We start from the raw sequence: 18,805 nt of genomic DNA on the forward strand, positions 1-18,805 counted from the left end.
GCAAAGGTCTCAGGCTACCTGAAAAAACCAAGCCGTCCGGCAGACACCGGACGGCTTGGTTATAGAAGGGCGTATTGGCATTTACCCTGCCGAATCAGCGTTTTCGGCCAAAGATAAACGACAACACCGATAAAACCAAAAAGGCGATGAACAGAATTTTGGCAATACCCGCAGCACTGCCGGCAATGCCGCCAAAACCCAAAACCGCCGCAATAATGGCAATCACGAAAAAGACAATCGAATAATGCAGCATCGCATTCCTTTCAAGTTAATCAATTAAAAATTAAACTTTGATAGCTGAATGCAATATAACACAAGGCAGCAATATTGGCAAATTCAATTGAATAATTATTTTTTATAAATTAATTCAAATATCATCGCCGCAACCCGAGCAGGTTTCTTGGTAGCGCCGGTAATACGCGCTAATCGACTGCACCACCTCATCCGGGCAATCGCATACCCGAATCAAATCCATATCCGCCGCCGACACATAGGCCCGTTCCAGCAACTGGGCGCGCAACCAGTCCACCAAGCCGCCCCAGAAACCCGAACCCATCAAAATCAAAGGCCGAAACGGCGTTTTGCCGGTTTGCACCAAAGTCAGGGTTTCAAACAACTCATCCAAGGTGCCGAAACCGCCGGGCAACACCACCCAAGCCAGAGAGTGCTTGATAAACATTGCTTTGCGCGAAAGCAAGGAATCAAAGCACACCGATACGTCCTGATAGTCGTTCGGCTTCTGCTCGTGCGGCAACACGATATTCAGGCCCACCGTTTGACTTCTGCCCCCGAATGCGCCTTTGTTCGCCGCTTCCATAATGCCCGGCCCGCCGCCGGAGAGCACCGCAAAGCCGGCATCCGACAAACGGCGCGCCAGCCCCTCGCATAAGGCATACAGCGGATCGTCCGCCGGCGTGCGGGCGCTGCCGTAAATGCTCACCGCCGGCCGGATGCCGCTGAGCACCTCGTCCGCCGCCACAAATTCCGCCGCCAACTCCGCCGCACTCAAGGTATCCTGCCGGCACACCACCGGCCGCGAAGTTTCTTTTGCCGGTTCGCAATCGGCCAACTGATTTTCAAGCCACATCTCGCCTACTCTCGTCGAATCATTGATCACGGGCGGCATCATAAAGAGGCGGCCCAGCCTCGGCAATGCTTTTCTGTTTTCAGGTAGCCTGAAACCTTTTCCCGTACAATATGCGCCTAAGCGATTATTCGGGTAGCTTCATCCTATTTCAGGCTACCTGAAACCCCACTTCAGGATTTCCGATATGTCCCTCTCCCCCACCCTGCTTCTTGTCGACGGCTCTTCCTATCTCTACCGCGCATTTCACGCCATGGCACCGCTGACCGCGCCCGACGGCACGCCCACCGGCGCGTTGTACGGCGTACTCAACATGCTGCGCCGCCTGCGTGCCGATTATGTGCACGACTATTGCGCGGTGGTGTTTGATGCCAAGGGCGAAAACTTCCGCCACAAAATGTATCCCGACTACAAAGCCACGCGCCCGCCGATGCCCGACGAACTGCGCCCGCAGGCCGAAATGCTGCCCGAATTGGTACGGCTGATGGGCTGGCCGGTGTTGATTGTGCCGGATGTGGAAGCCGACGACGTGATCGGCACGCTGGCGAAGCAAGGCGAGGAAGCGGGCTGGAACGTGGTGATTTCCACCGGCGACAAAGACATGGCGCAGCTGGTGTCCGAGCACGTGACCCTTGTCAACACCATGAGCAACGAGAAGCTCGACATCGAAGGCGTGAAAAACAAATTCGGCGTGCGCCCCGACCAAATCATTGATTATCTGACCTTAATCGGCGACAAAGTGGACAACGTGCCGGGCGTGGACAAGTGCGGCCCCAAAACCGCCGTGAAATGGCTGGACCAATACAGCACGCTGCAAAACGTGATGGACAATGCGTATGAAATCAAAGGCAAAGTCGGCGAAAACCTGCAAGCCGCGCTGCCGCAACTGCCCCTGTCTTACCAACTCGTTACCATCAAAACCGATGTGGACTTGCATTCGGAACTTTTCCCACAGGGACTTCCTACGGGCGCATCCGTCCTCGAGGCCTTGCGCCGCACCACGCCGAAATGGGCGCAACTGGCGGTGGAATTCAAACGCCTCAACTTCCGTACTTGGCTGAAAGAAGCCGAAGAGCGCATGCACGAAGGCAACGGCGATTTGTTCGGCGAGGCGCATATCGGCGAACAGGCTGCCTTGGCCGAACCAGGGCTACCTGAAGCCACAGAGCATCCCGCAGGAAAAACCGCCCCAGCTCCTGCATCGCTGGATTATCAAGCCCTTACCACCGAAAGCCAATTTGCTGCCCTGTTGAGCAAATTGTCGCAAGCCGACACCATCGGCATCGACACCGAAACCACCAGTCTCAACCCGATGGAAGCACAGCTCGTCGGCATCAGCATTGCTTTCAAAGCAGGCGAAGCCGTGTATATCCCGCTCGGCCACACACCCACCGCCGCGCCCGAACAGCTTGATTTGCAAGAAGTATTAGGCCGTCTGAAACCCCATTTAGAGAATGCCTGTCTGAAAAAAATCGGCCAAAACCTCAAATACGACCAGCACATTTTCGCCAACTACGGCATTGCCCTGAACGGCATTGCCGGCGATGCCATGCTCGCTTCTTACATTATCGAAAGCCACTTGGGGCACGGCCTCGACGAGCTTTCCCAACGCTGGCTCGGCCTGCCTACCATTACCTACGAATCCCTGTGCGGCAAAGGCGCCAAGCAGATATCGTTTGCCGATGTCGGCCTCGAACAAGCCACCGAATACGCCGCCCAAGATGCCGATTTCGCCCTGCGTATCGAAGGCTGGCTGAAAGCACAAATGGACGAAAAACAGCTGGAAATGTATCAAAACATGGAGCTGCCCGTGGCCCAAGTGCTGTTTGAAATGGAGCGCAACGGCGTACTCATCGACAAAAACGAACTCGCCCAACAAAGCCACGAACTCGGCACCCAACTGCTGGCGCTGGAGCAGCAAGCCTACGCAGCCGCAGGCCAGCCCTTCAACCTCAACTCGCCCAAACAACTGCAAGAAATCCTGTTCGACAAAATGGGCATTCCCACCAAAGGGCTGAAAAAAACCGCCTCCGGCGGCATTTCCACCAACGAAGCCGTGCTCGAACAACTCGCGCTCGACTACCCGCTGCCCAAAATCATCTTACAAAACCGCGGCCTAGCCAAACTCAAATCCACCTACACCGACAAACTGCCCGAGATGATCAACCCGCACACCGGCCGCGTGCACACCACCTACGCCCAAGCCGTCGCCATCACCGGGCGGCTTGCCAGCAACAACCCCAACCTGCAAAACATCCCCATCCGCACCGAAGAAGGCCGCCGCGTGCGCCGCGCCTTTACCGCCCCTTCAGGTAGCCTCATCGTCTCCGCCGACTATTCCCAAATCGAGTTGCGCATCATGGCGCATTTGAGCGGCGACCAAACCCTGATCGAAGCCTTTAACAACGGCGAAGACATCCACCGCCGCACCGCCGCCGAAGTGTTCGGCGTCGCACAAGAAAACGTCAGCAGCGAACAGCGCCGCTACGCCAAAACCATCAACTTCGGCCTCATCTACGGCATGGGCCAATACGGTCTCGCCAAATCGCTGGGCATCGACAACCTTTCCGCCAAAAACTTCATCGACCGCTACTTCGCCCGCTACCCCGGCGTGGCCGACTACATGCAGCGCACCAAAGAACAGGCCGCCGCCCAAGGCTACGTAGAAACCCTGTTCGGCCGCCGCCTCTACCTGCCCGGCATCCACGCCAAAAACGCCAACGAGCGCGCCGGCGCCGAACGCGCCGCCATCAACGCCCCTATGCAAGGCACCGCCTCCGACCTCATCAAACGCGCCATGATCGCCGTGCGCAACTGGCTCGTTTCAGACGGCCTCCAAAGCAAACTCATCATGCAGGTGCACGACGAACTGGTGCTGGAAGTGCCTGAATCGGAACTGGATTTAGTGAAAACCAAACTGCCCGAAATTATGGCAGGCGTAGCCGACGGCATGCTGGGCGTACCATTGGTGGCAGAAGTGGGCGCGGGGGAGAATTGGGAAGAGGCGCATTGATTGGCCGTAGGTCGGATACTTGTATCCGACTTTTTGTGTGAGGCTGAAATAATTTGTCGGATTCAAGAATCCGACCTACTGCTACTTATCTCCAACACCCCGTGCATGGTGACAAATATCAGATTCACGAATCAAACCTGATACCTACGTTTGCTTATGCCCCATTGCCCAGCCAAGCGATCAGACCGGCTTCGCCTTGCGGGAAATCGGGGTAATACACGCTTTTGGCTCTGGCGGCCAAGGCCATGCCCGTACCGCCCGGGTGAAAGGCAATGGCTGTAATGCCTGCCGGATAAGGCCAGTGGACGATGAGGGACAAATCGGCGCGGCGGTGGAAATACACGCCGCCGGTTTCGCCGGCATAATGTGCCGTCGCCACGATTTCGGTACCCACGGCGCAGTTTTTAAAATAACCTGCTTCCAAGTCAGGCAAAGGGGCAAATGCACGCGGGGCAAAGGTTTCACCGTCGGTAAGCAACAAGGCGTAACCGGGATGGGCATAACCGGGTTGCAACAGCATCGCCATATCGCCGTTGGCGGCAAAGCCGATATGCTCAATCCATTTCCAACGTCCCGCGCCCGGCGCCTCGTCCGGCGTACAAGCCACGGCGGGCGGGGGAATATCGATTAATTCAGCGGTAAGCGGGTTGCCCTGCCAAGTATGCAGTGCATAGGAAATGGTGCTGTTGCCGTTTTCCAAAGGTGCAGGCAGCGTGTGCATCATCACGTAGCGGCCGCTTATCGGATTTTGAAATACCTGACAATTTGAAAACGGCAAATCCAATTGCCGCACGCCTTGCAACACGCCATCGGGAAAGCGCCAAGCAGTAACTTCCCGGCTGTCTTTCCAGTACGGCGGCGCGGTTTGCTTATCCAGATAGGTATAGCGCTCAATATTGAACAGGCCGCTGCCGTCGGGCAAAAAATGCAGCGCGTTGAAAACACCGTGCGTTTGACGCGGATGCCGTCCTGCGGCCACCTGCGCGGCGTCTTCCACCGCCAGCACGCACCAATGGCCGCCTTCCGCAGTCACGGAAAGCCATTGTCCGCATAGTGAAAACGCCAGCATATCTATGTTTTTCAGCGGCTTGTTTTGCCACAACAGGGTACCGTCGCGCGCATCATACAGCGCGATACGCCCCTGTACCTTGCTGGAGGCCAAATAGCGCCCGCAGCGGCTGAAATACAGATAATCGGCGCTTTTGAGTTTGATGGGTTTGGTGTTTTGCGGCATCACACAACTCCTTAACGTAAAGGCTACCTGAAAGCCCCGATTTGGGGCTTTCAACTGGCTCAGAAGCAGTAGGTCGGATACTCGTATCCGACTTTTATGTCAACCCAAATCTTTTGTCGGATTCAAGAATCCGATCTACTGCTGCCTTTCAGGTAGCTGCCACAGGCTACCTGAAACCCTTCCCCCATCTTCTCCGAAAGCCCCATCATGCCCTCTTCCCCTCTTTACTTCGATGCCCTCATCATCGGCGCCGATGCGGCGGGGATGATGTGTGCGGCGCGTATCAGGCAGTGCGGGCGGACGGTGGCGCTGCTGGATCATGCGCAGAAAATCGGCGAAAAAATCCGCATTTCCGGCGGCGGACGCTGCAATTTCACCAATACGCAAATGGCGTAGGTTGAGTTAGGCCAAAGGCCGTAAACCAACATTGAGTCAAAATAAGCAAACATGGCCATGTTGGGTTTACGCTGCGCTTCAACCCAACCTACACTTACTACGCTTACTTATTTCACAAGGCCGTCTGAAACATTCAGACGGCCTTTTTCAATCAAACCAAAATCAAGCCAGCTTGCCGCCCACCCAATCGGCCACGCTATTCAGCGCTTCCGGCAGTTTAGCGGCGTCGGTTCCGCCAGCCTGGGCCAGATCGGGGCGGCCGCCGCCTTTGCCGCCGATTTGTTCAGCCACAAATTTCACCAAGTCGCCGGCTTTCACTTTAGCGGTTAAGGGTTTGGACACGCCGGCGCACAGGGACACTTTGCCGTCGTTTACTGCGGCGAGCAGCACCACGGCTTCATCGGATTTGCCGGTAAGGTCGGTTACGATTTCGCGCAGGGCGGCGGCATCGGCTTCGATTTGCGCCACCACCAGTTTGGCTGCGCCTAGGTCTTGGGCCTTATCCAACAGTTTGGCGCCGGCGTGCACGGCCAGCTCGGCTTTGGCTTTGGCCAGCTCTTTTTCCAGTACTTTGGTTTGGGCGGCGTTGGCCTGGATTTTGCCCAATACGTCGCGCTCGGTTTGGGCTTTGACTTCGGCGATGATGTCTTTCACCAAACGCTCTTGGTTTTGCGCCCATTGCAGGGCGTTGAGGCCGGTGATGGCTTCCAGGCGGCGGATGCCGGCGGCGATGCCGCCTTCGCTGATGATTTTGAACAGGCCGATGTCGCCGGTGCGCTGCACATGGGTGCCGCCGCACAATTCGGTGGAGAAATCGCCCATTTTCAACACGCGCACTTCGTCGCCGTATTTTTCGCCAAACAGCATCATGGCGCCGGCTTTTTGCGCGTCTTCCATGCTCATGATCTCGGCGTCCACCGCCACATTGGCAAGAATAGCAGCATTGACGCGACGCTCGACTTCGGCGATTTCTTCGGCGGTAACCGGCTGCGGATGGGAAATATCGAAGCGGGTAACTTCGGCGGTAACCAGCGAGCCTTTTTGTTCCACATGGCTGCCGAGCACTTCGCGCAGGGCGCGGTGCATCAAATGGGTGGCGCTGTGGTTGCGCATATTGGCGTTGCGGATGTCGTTGTCGATTTCGGCGCGCACGGCATCGCCCACTTTCAGGCTACCTGAAACCAAGACGCCGAATTGGCCGAACACGGCGGCTTTGATTTTTTGGGTGTCGCGCACTTCAAAGCGGTTGCCGCCGGCAAAAATATAGCCGACATCGCCCACTTGGCCGCCGCTTTCGGCGTAGAACGGGGTGTGGTCCAGCACCACGGTGCCGGTTTCGCCTTCGTGCAATTCGTTCACCGGTTCGCTGTCTTGATACAGGGCGAGGATTTTGGCTTCGGTTTGGCGCTCGGTATAGCCTCTGAATTCGGTGTCCTGGCCCTCGTAGGCCAGCTGGGTGTCGGCCTTGAAACTTTGCGCGGCGCGGGCGCGGGCGCGTTGGGCGGCCATTTCGCGCTCGAAACCGGCTTCATCCATCTCAATGCCGCGCTCGCGGCAGATGTCGGCGGTGAGGTCGTAGGGAAAGCCGTAGGTGTCGTAAAGTTTGAAGATGATTTCGCCGTCCAGCGTGTTTTGGCTACCTGAAAGCGCGTTTTCCAGCAACGCCATGCCGGTTTCCAAAGTTTGGGCGAAGCGGGTTTCTTCGTTTTTCAAGGCTTCTTCGATTTGGCTTTGGCGCTCTTTCAGCTCGGGATAGGCTTCACCCATCTCGGCCACCAAATCGGGCACCAGTTTGTGGAAGAACGCGCCTTTTTGGCCCAGTTTGTAGCCGTGGCGCACGGCGCGGCGGATGATGCGGCGCAGCACATAGCCTCGGCCTTCGTTGCTCGGCAGCACGCCGTCGGCAATCAAAAACGCGCAGGCGCGGATGTGGTCGGCAATCACTTTCAGGCTGGGCACGTCCATGCTGAATTCGGTGCCGGTTTCGCGGGCGGCGGCTTTGAGCAGGTTTTGGAACAAATCAATTTCGTAGTTGCTGTTCACATGCTGCATCACCGCGGCCATGCGCTCCAGGCCCATGCCGGTGTCCACGCTGGGCTTGGGCAGTGGGTTCATCTTGCCTTGTTCGTCGCGGTTGAACTGCATGAATACGCAGTTCCAGATTTCGATAAAGCGGTCGCCGTCTTCTTCGGCGCTGCCCGGAGGGCCGCCCCAAATGTGCTCGCCGTGGTCGTAGAAAATTTCGGAGCAAGGGCCGCAGGGGCCGGTGTCGCCCATTTGCCAGAAGTTGTCGGAAGCGTAGCGGCCGCCCTTGTTGTCGCCGATGCGGATGATTTTGCTTTCAGGTAGCCCGATTTCGTCGCGCCACACGGCGTAGGCTTCGTCGTCTTCGGCATAAACGGTAGCCAAGAGTTTTTCTTTGGGCAGGTTCAGCCATTCGGGGGAAGTGAGGAATTCCCAAGCGAAATGGATGGCATCGCGTTTGAAGTAGTCGCCGAATGAGAAGTTGCCCATCATTTCAAAGAAGGTGTGGTGGCGGGCGGTGTAGCCTACGTTTTCCAAGTCGTTGTGTTTGCCGCCTGCGCGTACGCATTTTTGTGCGGTGGTGGCGCGGCTGTAGGGGCGTTTGTCGAAGCCTAAGAATACGTCTTTAAACTGGTTCATGCCGGCGTTGGTAAACAGCAGGGTGGGGTCGTCGTGCGGCACCAGTGAGGAAGAAGCCACGATTTGGTGGCCCTTGCTTTCGAAAAACTGAAGGAATTTTTGGCGCAGTTGTTTGGTATTCATGGGTTTGCAGTCTGTTTCATCAAGTTTGAACGGTGAGATAGGTGGAAATCGGATATTTTTTAAAGAACAAGCGGCCTGTTTCCGATTCCGGCTGCCTGAAAACGCGCAGCCGGAGCGGGCCGGCAACAGGCCGTCCGGCCTGCATACGCTTCTGTTTCCAGGCAAAAAAATGGCGCATATCTTATACCAAAGCCGCCTGCTGCGCCATCGGCAAAGCGGGTTCGCCCGCCCCTTTGCGGCACCGCGCCTACTCAAAGTCAGGCGAATCCCTTATACTGGTTTTGCATCTGCCTGATTCGAACACGGAATGAATAAAGAGAGGAGCCGTAAATTGACCGCACAAAAAAACTTCTTATATGGTTTGGTTTTACTGGCTCTGGCCGCCTGCGGCGGACAGGAGCCGTCATCATCTTCCGCCGCCGCCAGCGCTTCCGCAGAGACCGCAGCCGCCGTCTCCGCTCCCGAAGCGGCCGCACCCGCGCCGCAGCTGCCGGAAACGCAGGAATTGAAAATCTACAATTGGTCGGACTATGTCGACCCCGCTACCGTAAAAGAGTTTGAACAGCAATACAATGTGCGGGTGAGCTACAACTATTACGACAGCGACGAAACGCTGGAAGCCAAAATGCTCACCGGCAACTCCGGCTACGATTTGGCCGGTCCGTCCAATACCTTTGTCGGCCGCCAGATTGCCGCCGGCGCCTACCAGCCGGTAGACAAATCGCTGATTCCCAATTACCGCCACATCAACCCCAAATTGCTGGAACTGCTGCAAAACGTGGATCCCGGCAACCGTTATGCCGTGCCGTTTTTCTGGGGCACCAACACCTTCGCCATCAATGTGGAGCAGGTGCGCCGCGCATTGGGCTCCGACCAACTGCCCGACAACCAATGGGATTTGGTGTTCAATCCCGAATACACCAGCAAACTGAAACGCTGCGGCATCAGCTATTTGGACAGCCCGGCCGAAATGTATCCGATGGTGCTCAACTATTTGGGCCGCAACCCCAACAGCGACAAACCCGAAGACATCCGTGCCGCTACCGACGTTTTGCGCGCCAACCGCCCGAATGTGAAACGCTTCTCCTCTTCAGGCTATATCGACAGCATGGCACGCGGCGATTTGTGCGTGGTGGTGGGCTTCGGCGGCGACCTCAATATTGCCAAGCGCCGCGCCGAAGAGAGCGGCAGCAAGCACACCATCCGCGTGATGATGCCCAAAGAAGGCGTGGGTATTTGGGTGGATTCCTGGGCGATTCCTGCCGATGCCCAAAATGTATTGAACGCCCACCGCTACATCAACTGGCAGCTTGATTCCAAAGTGGCCGCCCAAAACGGCAATTTCGTTACCTACGCCCCTTCGAGCGTACCGGCACGCGATTTGATGGAAAGCCAATACAGCCAAGATGCCTCCATCTTTCCCACCGACCAAGATTTGGAAAACAGCTTCATCATGATTCCGCTGCAACCCGAAGCCCTGCGCATGATGGTCAACCAGTGGCTGAATGTGAAAGCCGGCAAGTAATCCGCCTTGTCCAAAAAGCCCAAACAGGCTACCTGAAACCGTTCAGGTAGCCTGAGACCTTTGCCAAACCCCCAGATGTGGATGCAGTTCAAGGCGTAGCAGCACAGCGAGTGTGAACGCCAGGAATCCCCGTGGGACAGACATATCATCTAGATAGGCAAGCGAGCGAGCAGCGCACAACGCAGAAATGCGCCGCAGATGGGGGTTTGGCAAAGGTCTCAGCCTGTTTGCTTGTGGCATCACATCCCCGGCAACGGCCGGCAGGCCATCAGATAATTCACATCCAGGCTGTCGCACAGAAAATATCTCTGTGTCAGCAGGTTGTAGCTCATGCCCGAGGTAGCGGCCAACTCCAGCCGCGCCTGCCGGCACATCCGCGCCAATTCGGCCGGGGTGATGAATTTCTGCCAAGTGTGCGTGCCCTTGCTGACCAAGCCAAGCAGGTATTCGGCCGCCACAATCGCCTGCAGATAAGATTTGGTGTTGCGGTTGAGGGTGGAAAAAAACACCACGCCTTCGGGTTTCACCAGCTTGGCACAGGCGCGGATCACGCTGGCCGGATCGGGCACATGCTCCAGCATTTCCATGCAGGTGACCACATCAAACGAAGCAGGTGACTCGGCCGCCAAATCTTCCACGCTCACGCAGCGGTAGGCAATATTGGTCACGCCCTGCTGCTCGGCGTGCAAGGCGGCTACCTGAAGCGATTTTTCCGCCATATCGATGCCGGTGGCGTGCTCGGCCTCCGCCGCCAGCGACTCGGTCAGGATGCCGCCGCCGCAGCCCACGTCCAGCACGGTTTTGCCTGCTAAGCCGCCGGCGTGTTCGCGCACGAACTGCAAGCGCAGCGGGTTGATGTCGTGCAACGGTTTGAACTCGCCGGTTTTGTCCCACCACTGATGGGCAAGCTGGCTGAATTTGTCGATTTCGGCGGCATCGACATTGGGGGTGGTTTGGCTCATGGGTATTCCTTCCAATCAGTATCTCGGTATTCTGTCTGCATCAGGCTACCTGAAAACGGCCGGCAGCCTGCAAAAATTCAAAATCAACAGGCACCCCGCTGCGAGAAGCGGCGGATTCACCATCACGGCGGCGACAGCGGCCTGCGCCACAGCACCAGCACTTCGTCTCGTTGGCGCGGGCGACCCGCTTCTGCCAGCTGCTGCCAGCCATCCGGCACCGTCTGCTGGCGCAGCGTAACCACATAAGGGCAGTCTTCGCCGCCCAACTCTGTTTGCGCATATTGCGGCCAGGCCAAGCGGATGCTCTCCACCGTGGCCGACACACAGCCCGGCGCAGGCAAAGCGGCTTCCAAATGCGCCACCACCGGCCGGTAGCTCTTGGCCGCATCCAGCCACGGCAAAAACAGGGTCAGCATCAGCGACCAACACAAGGTCAAGCCCGCCGCCCAATTGGTCACCGCCTGCCGGCCGCGCACATATTTGCGCGTAATCGCCAACAACCACAAAGGGGTGAACAACACCGCCACCAACACCGGAAAATAGTCGACGTCGCTGCGGTAATAGGGGCTGAAATACGCCGCCCGCTCGGCCAGCTTGGCCGGCCAGCCGAAATTCATGGCAAAAAAGCCCAGCCAAATAAAGCCGGCCAGCACACCGAAAGTCATGATGCCGAACCAGTTGAAAAACGCCGCCGCCCCCCGACGCAACTGGTCGGTTTGCGCCGCCGCCACCACCGCCAAGGGCGGCAGCAACACCAACAAATCATTCTCATCCCGACGGGGCGAGCACAACAACAGCAGGCCAAAAACGCCCAGCCACAACAAGCACAACTGCCCCCAGCATTCGCGATGCAGGCGCAAACGCCAAGCGGTCCACACCGCCAACGGCCAGGCCGGGAAAGCGAACCAAATCAGATTTTTCAAATAGTAGCCGCCGGAAAACCGCACCGCCCATTGCTCGAAACCGCCAAACGGCAGCAAAGCATATTGTTGCCACCATAGCGCAAAGCCCTGCGGCGACAGCCGCTGCAGGAAAAGCGGCCAAACAAACAGCAGGGGAAGGGCCAAACCGGCCGCCGCCAGCAGGGTCAACACAAAACGCTTGTTGCGCCAATCCGCTTGGGCCGCCAACAGCGCGGTTACCGCCATCACCGCCCCCAAGGGCAACAGGCTACCTGAAAGCCCCAACACCAACCAGCCGGCCATGGTCAAAGCCACCGCCTTCACGGTTTTCTGCCGCGCCAAGGCCAAGGCATAAAAGCTCAAACACAAACCGCACAAAGTCACCAACTGGCCGCCGATGAAGTGGCTCATCATCAGCAAGCCGGGACAACCGATCAACACCAGCACCACCGTGCGCCCGTTGCGCCGCCCCAGCAAGGCGCGCCCCGCCCCGCCCATTGACGCCAGCGACACCGCCGCCAGCAACACATTGCTCAAGCGCACCGCTTCATAAGGATTCAGCCAGCCGTCAAATACGCGCAGAAACAGCAGCGACAACCACACATACAAAGGCGGCGTCTCCCAGTGCGGCGAACCGTCGGCCTGCGGCAGCCACCACCGCCCATCGTGTTGCGCCTGCTCAATCACCGCATACAGCAAGGGTTCACCCGGCCACAAATCGCGGCCGAACACCCCCGGCCACAACCAAGCAAACGCCAGCAAGAGCAACAGCCAAGGGCGTTCGTAAGTGGGGGGAGCAGGACGCTGTTCGGGCGGGACGTAAGTCAGCATGATAGAGATGCCTAGGAAAACCGCGCCTATTGTATCGCAAGCGGCCGCCGCACCATACCTTTCAGGTAGCCTGCTCTGCGAACCATGCCGCCGCTTTCTCTCAGCAGCGGCAGCGATTCGGCTATAATCACGCTTCGACTTTGAGCAAAGGGAAACAGCATGGCCGCCCGTCAGGAAATCATGGCTTGGTGCGACGACTTTCTGCAAGTCTCCGCTTTCAAAGACTACGCCCCCAACGGCCTACAGGTAGAAGGGCGCGATACGGTGAACAAAGTGGTCGGCTCGGTTACCGCCAGCCTGGCCGCCATCCAATTCGCCGCCGAGCAAAACGCAGACCTGTTATTGGTTCACCACGGCCTGTTTTGGAAAAGCGAACCGGTGCCGATTGTCGGCTGGAAACACCGCCGCATCGCCGCCCTCATCCGCCACAACATCAATATGGCCGGCTATCACCTGCCGCTGGACGCCCACCCGGAAGTCGGCAACAACGCCCGGCTCGCCGCCTTGATGGATTGGCAAATACACGGCCAAACCGGCGAACAAAACCTGCTGATGTTCGGCCGCCCGGCACAAGCCCAAACCGGCGAACAGCTGATTGCGGGCTTGGCAGACAAACTGGAGCAGACGGTCGTACACGCCGGTGACTGGTCGAAGCCGATTGAAAAACTGGTGTGGTGCACCGGCGGCGCACAAGGTTTCTTCCAAGAAGCCATCGAGCTGGGAGCAGATGCTTTTGTGACCGGCGAAATTTCCGAAGCCCAATACCACCTGGCCAACGAAACCGGCGCCCTGTTTGTGAGCGCCGGCCACCACGCCACCGAGCGTTACGGCATTCAGGCACTGGGCGCCCGCCTGCAGCAACATTTCGCGGTGGACTTCTGCTTTTTCGACGAGCAAAACCCTGCTTAAAATCAAAGTTTGGCACAAAACTTTACCTTATTTTAAATATTGCTTTAAGCCCCGCTTTAAAATCGGTTAGAATTGCGGGGTTTTAAAGCTTCGGTATTTCCACAGTATTAGGACGACTGAGATAATGGATAATCAAGAAATCAATCAAGGTCGGCGACGGTTTCTGACCTTGGCTACCGCCGGGGCGGGCGCCGCTGCCGGTTTGGGCGTTGCATCGCCGTTCGTGCTCAGCTTTTTCCCCTCGGAGAAGGCCAAGGCAGCCGGTGCACCCGTCGAAATCGACATCAGCAAAATTGAAGCCGGCCAACTGGTTACCGCAGAATGGCGCGGCAAGCCGATTTGGGTACTTAACCGCACCGAACAGCAACTGAAAGACCTGCCCTCTCTAGACGGCCAACTGGTCGATCCCGACTCCACTGCGGCAGACAACCAACCCGAATACTGCAAAAACCCCGCCCGCGCCATCGAAGGCAAAGAGAAAATCTGGGTGGCCATCGGCATTTGCACCCATTTGGGCTGCTCGCCGACTTTCCGTCCCGACTTGGGCCCGGCCGACTTGGGCGCCGACTGGAAAGGCGGCTTTTTCTGTCCTTGCCACGGCTCCAAATTCGACTTGGCCGGCCGCGTCTATAAAGGCGTACCCGCGCCGACCAATCTGGTCATCCCGCCTTACAAATACCTCTCCGAAACCACAATTTTGGTGGGCGAAGACTAATCCAAGGGGCAAATCATGACAAACCAAACCAATAATAAGGCTAAAGCATTATTAGGCTGGGTGGATGCCCGATTCCCCCTGTCCAAAATGATGAAAGAGCACGTAACCGAGTATTACGCGCCGAAAAACTTCAACTTTTGGTATTTCTTCGGTTCCCTGGCCTTGCTGGTGCTGGTGATCCAAATCGTCAGCGGCATCTTCCTGACCATGAACTACAAGCCCGACGGCAACCTGAACCAATACCACCTCCCCGCCGCCTTCACCGCCGTGGAATACATCATGCGCGACGTTTCCGGCGGCTGGATCATCCGTTATATGCACTCCACCGGTGCCTCCATGTTCTTCGTGGTGGTGTATCTGCACATGTTCCGCGGCCTGATTTACGGCTCGTTCAAAAAACCGCGCGAGTTGGTGTGGGTGTTCGGCTCCCTGATTTTCTTGGCACTGATGGCCGAAGCCTTTATGGGCTATTTGCTGCCTTGGGGTCAGATGTCGTTCTGGGGCGCACAGGTAATCATTAACCTGTTTGCCGCCATTCCCGTAATCGGTCCCGATTTGTCCACCTGGATCCGCGGCGACTTCAACGTTTCCGACGTCACCCTGAACCGTTTCTTCGCCCTGCACGTGATTGCCGTACCGCTGGTATTGGTCGGCTTGGTGGTCGCCCACCTGATCGCCCTGCACGAAGTGGGTTCCAACAACCCCGACGGCGTGGAAATCAAAAAACTGAAAGACGAAAACGGCATCCCCTTGGACGGCATTCCCTTCCATCCCTACTACACCGTGAAAGACATTTTGGGTGTGGTGGTGTTCCTGATCGTTTTCAGTGCCATCATGTTCTTCGCCCCCGAAGGCGGCGGCTACTTCCTCGAAGCGCCGAACTTCGACCCGGCCAACCCCTTGGTAACCCCGGCTCACATCGCTCCGGTTTGGTATTTCACCCCCTTCTATGCCATTCTGCGTGCCGTCCCCTCTTTCGCCGGCACCCAAGTATGGGGCGTATTGGCCATGGGCGCCGCTGTGGTATTGATTGCCTTGCTGCCCTGGCTTGACCGCTCGCCGGTGAAATCCGTGCGTTACCGCGGCCCCATCTTCAAGGCCATGTTGGTCTTGTTCATCATTTCCTTCATCGGCTTAGGTATTTTGGGGGCCAAAGTGGCCACCGACACCCGCACCATTGTGGCGCAAATCCTCAGCATCATCTACTTCGCCTTCTTCCTGCTGATGCCCGTTTACACCAAAATGGACAAAGACCGTCAGGTACCTGAGCGCGTAACCATGAGCACCGCCCGCAACAAAGTGATGTTCTTCGTTTACGTAGCCATTGCGGTAGTGGGTTCTTACCTGTTTGCGATTCTGATTTGATGAGGGCGGCACAAATGAAAAAAACTTGGAAAAACTGGTTTGCTGCCCTCCTGCTGGCAGCACCCTTAAGCAGCTTCGCCGCCGGCGGCGGCCACTACGAGCCCGTTGACATCGACTTGGGCGACCAAGTCAGCCTGCAACGCGGCGCACAGATCTTCACCAACTATTGCCTCTCCTGCCACTCGGCCAGCGGCATGCGTTACAACCGTCTGCAAGACTTGGGTTTGTCTGAAGAAGAAATCAAGAAAAACCTGATGTTCACCACCGACAAAGTCGGCGAAGTGATGCAGTCGGCCATGGATCCCAAAGACGCCGAACGCTGGTTCGGCAAGGCGCCGCCCGATCTGACCCTGATTGCCCGCTCCCGCGGTGCCGACTATCTGTATGCCTATATGCGCGGTTTCTATAAAGATCCGACCAGCGCCACCGGTTGGAACAACACCGTGTTCGACAAAGTCGGTATGCCGCACCCCTTGTGGGAGCAACAAGGCATTCGCGCCGTCGAACTGGATGCAGAAGGCAATCCGGTAATGGAAAAAGACGCACACGGCAATATGGTGCCCAAGCTGTATTGGGAATCCACCGGTCTGAAGAGCCGTCGTCTGCCCAATGGCGATGTGGTATCGCGCGATTACGACAACGATATGAAAGATTTGGTGGCCTATATGGTGTACATGGGCGAACCGGCGCAAATCCAGCGCAAACAAATCGGCTATATCGTGCTGCTGTTCCTCTTCGCTGTAATGCTGCCTTTGGCCTACTTCCTGAAGAAAGAATACTGGAAAGACGTACACTGATACGATCCGGCATAAAAACAGACCTCCGTTTGGAGGTCTGTTTTTATGCCTAACCGTTTTTGAGATACTGAGCAAACACGCCGTTCGGCGGCGAGGTCAAACACATCGTCTGTCTCATCAAACAGGCTGAGACCTTTCAAAACCCCCAGATGTGGATGCAGTTCAAGGCGTAGCAGCGCAGCGAACGTGAACGCCAGGAATCCCTGTGGGACAGATATATCAGATAGATAGGCAAACGAGCGAGCAGTACCCATAGGGCATAAACGCACAACGCAGAAATGCGCCGCAAATGGGGTTTGGCAAAAGCCTTTGGCTACCTGAAAGCTGCATCACAACTTTCAGGTAGCCTTTACTCCTTTCTTCAACTGGCCACAGCCACTGTTTTACCCTTGTACTCGCACAAATCGGCCACAATGCAAGACTCGCACTGCGGCTTCTGCGCCTTGCAAACATAGCGGCCGTGCAAAATCAGCCAGTGATGGGCATCCTGCAAAAAGACTTTCGGAATCACCCGCAGCAGCTTGTCTTCCACTTCCCGCACATTCTTGCCGGGCGCCAAATTCATGCGGTTCGCCACTCGGAAAATATGCGTATCCACCGCCATGGTCGGCTGGCCGAATGCGGTGTTCAGCACCACATTCGCCGTCTTGCGCCCTACTCCCGGCAAAGCCTCCAACTCCTCGCGCGTCTGTGGCACTTCCCCTCCGTGCCGTTCCAGCAAAATGCGGCAGGTTTCCATGATGTGTTTCGACTTGGTCTGGTACAGACCAATGGTTTTGGTGTAGGCCATCACGCCCTCCAAGCCCAAATCCAACATCGCCTGCGGCGTATTCGCCACCGGAAACAGCTTGGCGGTGGCCTTGTTGACCCCCACGTCGGTGGCCTGTGCCGACAGCAGCACCGCAATCAGCAACTCAAACGGGCTGTGGTAAACCAGCTCGGTGGTCGGATGCGGATTGGCCGTCTGCCACCGCTCGAAAATCTCTTGTCTTTTTTGTTTGTTCATAAGCGCTTGTGTTCTCGGTATCATGCAACAGGCTGAGACCTTTGCAAAACCCCCAGATGTGGATGCAGTTCAAGGCGTAGCAGCGCAGCGAGCGTAGACATATCATGAAGATAGGCAAGCGAGCGAGCAGCGCACAACGCAGAAATGCGCCGCAGATGGGGGTTTTGCAAAGGTCTCAGGCTACCTGAAAGCGTTTCAGGTAGCCTGTTGTTATTGTGTGGTGTTCTGTGCAGTGCCTCAATACTTCAACAGCACCGCGCCCCAGGCAAAGCCGCCGCCGATGCCTTCCAGCAGCAGGGTTTGGCCGCGGCGGATGCGGCCGTCGCGGATGCCTTGGTCCAAAGCCAGCGGAATCGACGCGGCGGACGTATTACCGTGCTCCTGCACCGTAAGAATGATTTTATCCATGCTCAGTTTCAAGTGTTTGGCCGTGCTCTCAATGATGCGGAAATTGGCCTGATGCGGCACCACCCAGTCCACCTGTTCGGCACCGATACCGGCCTCGGCCATCACTTCTTCGCCTACTTTGGCCAAGGCCTTTACGGCAAATTTGAATACGCCCTGCCCGTCCATCTGCACAAACGGCAGGCCCTCAATACCGCCGTCGGCAATCTGGCCGGGCACCTGCAAGAGATGGCCGTAGCGGCCGTCGGCCCGCAGAATGCTGTGCAAAATGCCCGCTTCCTCAGATGCGCCCAATACCACCGCGCCGGCGCCGTCGCCGAACAACACGCAGGTGCGGCGGTCTTGCCAATCCACAATGCGGCTGAAAATTTCGGCGCCAATCACCAGCGCGGTTTTCGCCATGCCGCTTTTGATGTAGGCATTGGCCGTGGTCAGCGCATACATAAAACCGGCACACACCGCCTGCACGTCAAAGGCCGGGCAGCCGTGGATGCCGAGTTTCTGCTGCACGATGGTGGCGGTGGCGGGAAACTGCATATCGGGCGTGGCGGTGGCCACAATAATCAGGTCAATGTCCTCCGCCGATACGCCGGCGGCCTGCAGGGCCTGTTGTGCCGCCGCTGCGGCCAGATCGCTGGTTTTTTCGTCCGCCGCGGCAATATGGCGCGCCTTGATGCCGGTGCGGGCGGTAATCCATTCGTCGGATGTTTCAACGATTTCGGCCAAATCATCATTACTCATGCGTTTGGCGGGCAGATAGCTGCCGGTACCGAGAATCTTGGCGTAGGTCATAGTGTTTAGAGTCAAAATCGAAAACGTGTATTGTAGGCGCTGCGGGCGGTTTTGTCTGCCTCAACGCAGTATTTCCATGTTC

The 18,805-nt window shown here is 57.1% G+C and carries 17 protein-coding genes; 7 read left to right on the plus strand and 10 right to left on the minus strand.

Annotation, left to right across the window (positions count from 1 at the left end):
* Positions 1-94 precede the first annotated feature (94 nt).
* Positions 95-253, minus strand: coding sequence for a DUF1328 domain-containing protein (locus HMPREF9371_RS11730; RefSeq protein WP_009118889.1), 159 nt, complete (start codon positions 251-253; stop codon positions 95-97).
* Positions 254-367: 114 nt separating this feature from the next.
* Positions 368-1,087, minus strand: coding sequence for an LOG family protein (locus HMPREF9371_RS05100; protein ID WP_040660837.1), 720 nt, complete (start codon positions 1,085-1,087; stop codon positions 368-370).
* Between the two features lie 184 nt (positions 1,088-1,271).
* On the opposite strand from HMPREF9371_RS05100, the gene polA reads away from it, so the two are divergent.
* Complete coding sequence (gene polA / locus HMPREF9371_RS05105; protein ID WP_009118891.1) at positions 1,272-4,097, plus strand: DNA polymerase I; 2,826 nt, start codon at positions 1,272-1,274, stop codon at positions 4,095-4,097.
* A 154-nt stretch (positions 4,098-4,251) separates the two neighbouring features.
* Here polA and HMPREF9371_RS05110 read toward each other — a convergent pair whose 3' ends face one another.
* Positions 4,252-5,331, minus strand: coding sequence for a WD40 repeat domain-containing protein (locus tag HMPREF9371_RS05110; protein WP_009118892.1), 1,080 nt, complete (start codon positions 5,329-5,331; stop codon positions 4,252-4,254).
* A 207-nt stretch (positions 5,332-5,538) separates the two neighbouring features.
* On the opposite strand from HMPREF9371_RS05110, the gene HMPREF9371_RS05115 reads away from it, so the two are divergent.
* On the plus strand, positions 5,539-5,727 hold the full coding sequence (locus tag HMPREF9371_RS05115; RefSeq protein ID WP_009118893.1) for an NAD(P)/FAD-dependent oxidoreductase: 189 nt from the start codon (positions 5,539-5,541) through the stop codon (positions 5,725-5,727).
* Positions 5,728-5,889: 162 nt separating this feature from the next.
* Here the strand turns inward: HMPREF9371_RS05115 and alaS are convergent, their stop codons facing one another.
* Positions 5,890-8,514, minus strand: a complete 2,625-nt coding sequence (gene alaS, locus HMPREF9371_RS05120) for an alanine--tRNA ligase (protein ID WP_009118894.1) — start codon at positions 8,512-8,514, stop codon at positions 5,890-5,892.
* 307 nt (positions 8,515-8,821) lie between these two features.
* Here alaS and HMPREF9371_RS05125 point away from each other — a divergent pair, with 307 nt between their 5' ends.
* A complete protein-coding gene (locus tag HMPREF9371_RS05125; protein ID WP_009118897.1) occupies positions 8,822-10,039 on the plus strand; it encodes a polyamine ABC transporter substrate-binding protein in 1,218 nt (405 codons plus the stop codon).
* A 42-nt stretch (positions 10,040-10,081) separates the two neighbouring features.
* Here HMPREF9371_RS05125 and HMPREF9371_RS13285 read toward each other — a convergent pair whose 3' ends face one another.
* From HMPREF9371_RS13285 to HMPREF9371_RS05135, 3 genes are all read right to left on the minus strand, one after another.
* Complete coding sequence (locus HMPREF9371_RS13285; protein WP_083813988.1) at positions 10,082-10,279, minus strand: ATP-dependent exonuclease; 198 nt, start codon at positions 10,277-10,279, stop codon at positions 10,082-10,084.
* Positions 10,279-11,001: a bifunctional 2-polyprenyl-6-hydroxyphenol methylase/3-demethylubiquinol 3-O-methyltransferase UbiG gene (ubiG, locus tag HMPREF9371_RS05130; RefSeq protein ID WP_009118898.1), complete on the minus strand. Its 723-nt coding sequence runs from the start codon at positions 10,999-11,001 to the stop codon at positions 10,279-10,281. The genes HMPREF9371_RS13285 and ubiG overlap by 1 nt, the downstream gene beginning before the upstream one ends.
* Before the next feature lie 122 nt (positions 11,002-11,123).
* Positions 11,124-12,734, minus strand: coding sequence for an ArnT family glycosyltransferase (locus HMPREF9371_RS05135; RefSeq protein ID WP_009118899.1), 1,611 nt, complete (start codon positions 12,732-12,734; stop codon positions 11,124-11,126).
* A gap of 159 nt (positions 12,735-12,893) precedes the next feature.
* On the opposite strand from HMPREF9371_RS05135, the gene HMPREF9371_RS05140 reads away from it, so the two are divergent.
* The 4 genes from HMPREF9371_RS05140 (at position 12,894) to HMPREF9371_RS05155 (ending at position 16,520) form a co-directional block, all read left to right on the plus strand.
* Positions 12,894-13,643, plus strand: a complete 750-nt coding sequence (locus HMPREF9371_RS05140) for a Nif3-like dinuclear metal center hexameric protein (protein ID WP_009118901.1) — start codon at positions 12,894-12,896, stop codon at positions 13,641-13,643.
* A 124-nt stretch (positions 13,644-13,767) separates the two neighbouring features.
* The gene (gene petA, locus HMPREF9371_RS05145) at positions 13,768-14,358 is read left to right on the plus strand and encodes a ubiquinol-cytochrome c reductase iron-sulfur subunit (protein ID WP_009118902.1); all 591 of its coding nucleotides are present in this window, start codon (positions 13,768-13,770) and stop codon (positions 14,356-14,358) included.
* A gap of 15 nt (positions 14,359-14,373) precedes the next feature.
* Positions 14,374-15,723, plus strand: a complete 1,350-nt coding sequence (locus HMPREF9371_RS05150; protein WP_009118903.1) for a cytochrome b — start codon at positions 14,374-14,376, stop codon at positions 15,721-15,723.
* 14 nt (positions 15,724-15,737) lie between these two features.
* Positions 15,738-16,520, plus strand: coding sequence for a cytochrome c1 (locus HMPREF9371_RS05155; RefSeq protein WP_182121876.1), 783 nt, complete (start codon positions 15,738-15,740; stop codon positions 16,518-16,520).
* A 361-nt stretch (positions 16,521-16,881) separates the two neighbouring features.
* Here HMPREF9371_RS05155 and nth read toward each other — a convergent pair whose 3' ends face one another.
* The 3 genes from nth to HMPREF9371_RS05165 are packed head-to-tail and all read right to left on the minus strand — an operon-like array spanning position 16,882 to position 18,723.
* Complete coding sequence (nth, locus tag HMPREF9371_RS05160; RefSeq protein ID WP_040660200.1) at positions 16,882-17,526, minus strand: endonuclease III; 645 nt, start codon at positions 17,524-17,526, stop codon at positions 16,882-16,884.
* Between the two features lie 20 nt (positions 17,527-17,546).
* Positions 17,547-17,759 (minus strand): hypothetical protein, encoded by a 213-nt coding sequence (locus tag HMPREF9371_RS13290; RefSeq protein ID WP_232203125.1) that lies wholly within the window; start codon positions 17,757-17,759, stop codon positions 17,547-17,549.
* 4 nt (positions 17,760-17,763) lie between these two features.
* Positions 17,764-18,723, minus strand: a complete 960-nt coding sequence (locus HMPREF9371_RS05165; protein ID WP_009118907.1) for a beta-ketoacyl-ACP synthase III — start codon at positions 18,721-18,723, stop codon at positions 17,764-17,766.
* Between the last annotated feature and the right edge of the window lie 82 nt (positions 18,724-18,805).

Source organism: Neisseria shayeganii 871, assembly GCF_000226875.1.
Classification (GTDB): Bacteria; Pseudomonadota; Gammaproteobacteria; order Burkholderiales; family Neisseriaceae; genus Eikenella; species Eikenella shayeganii.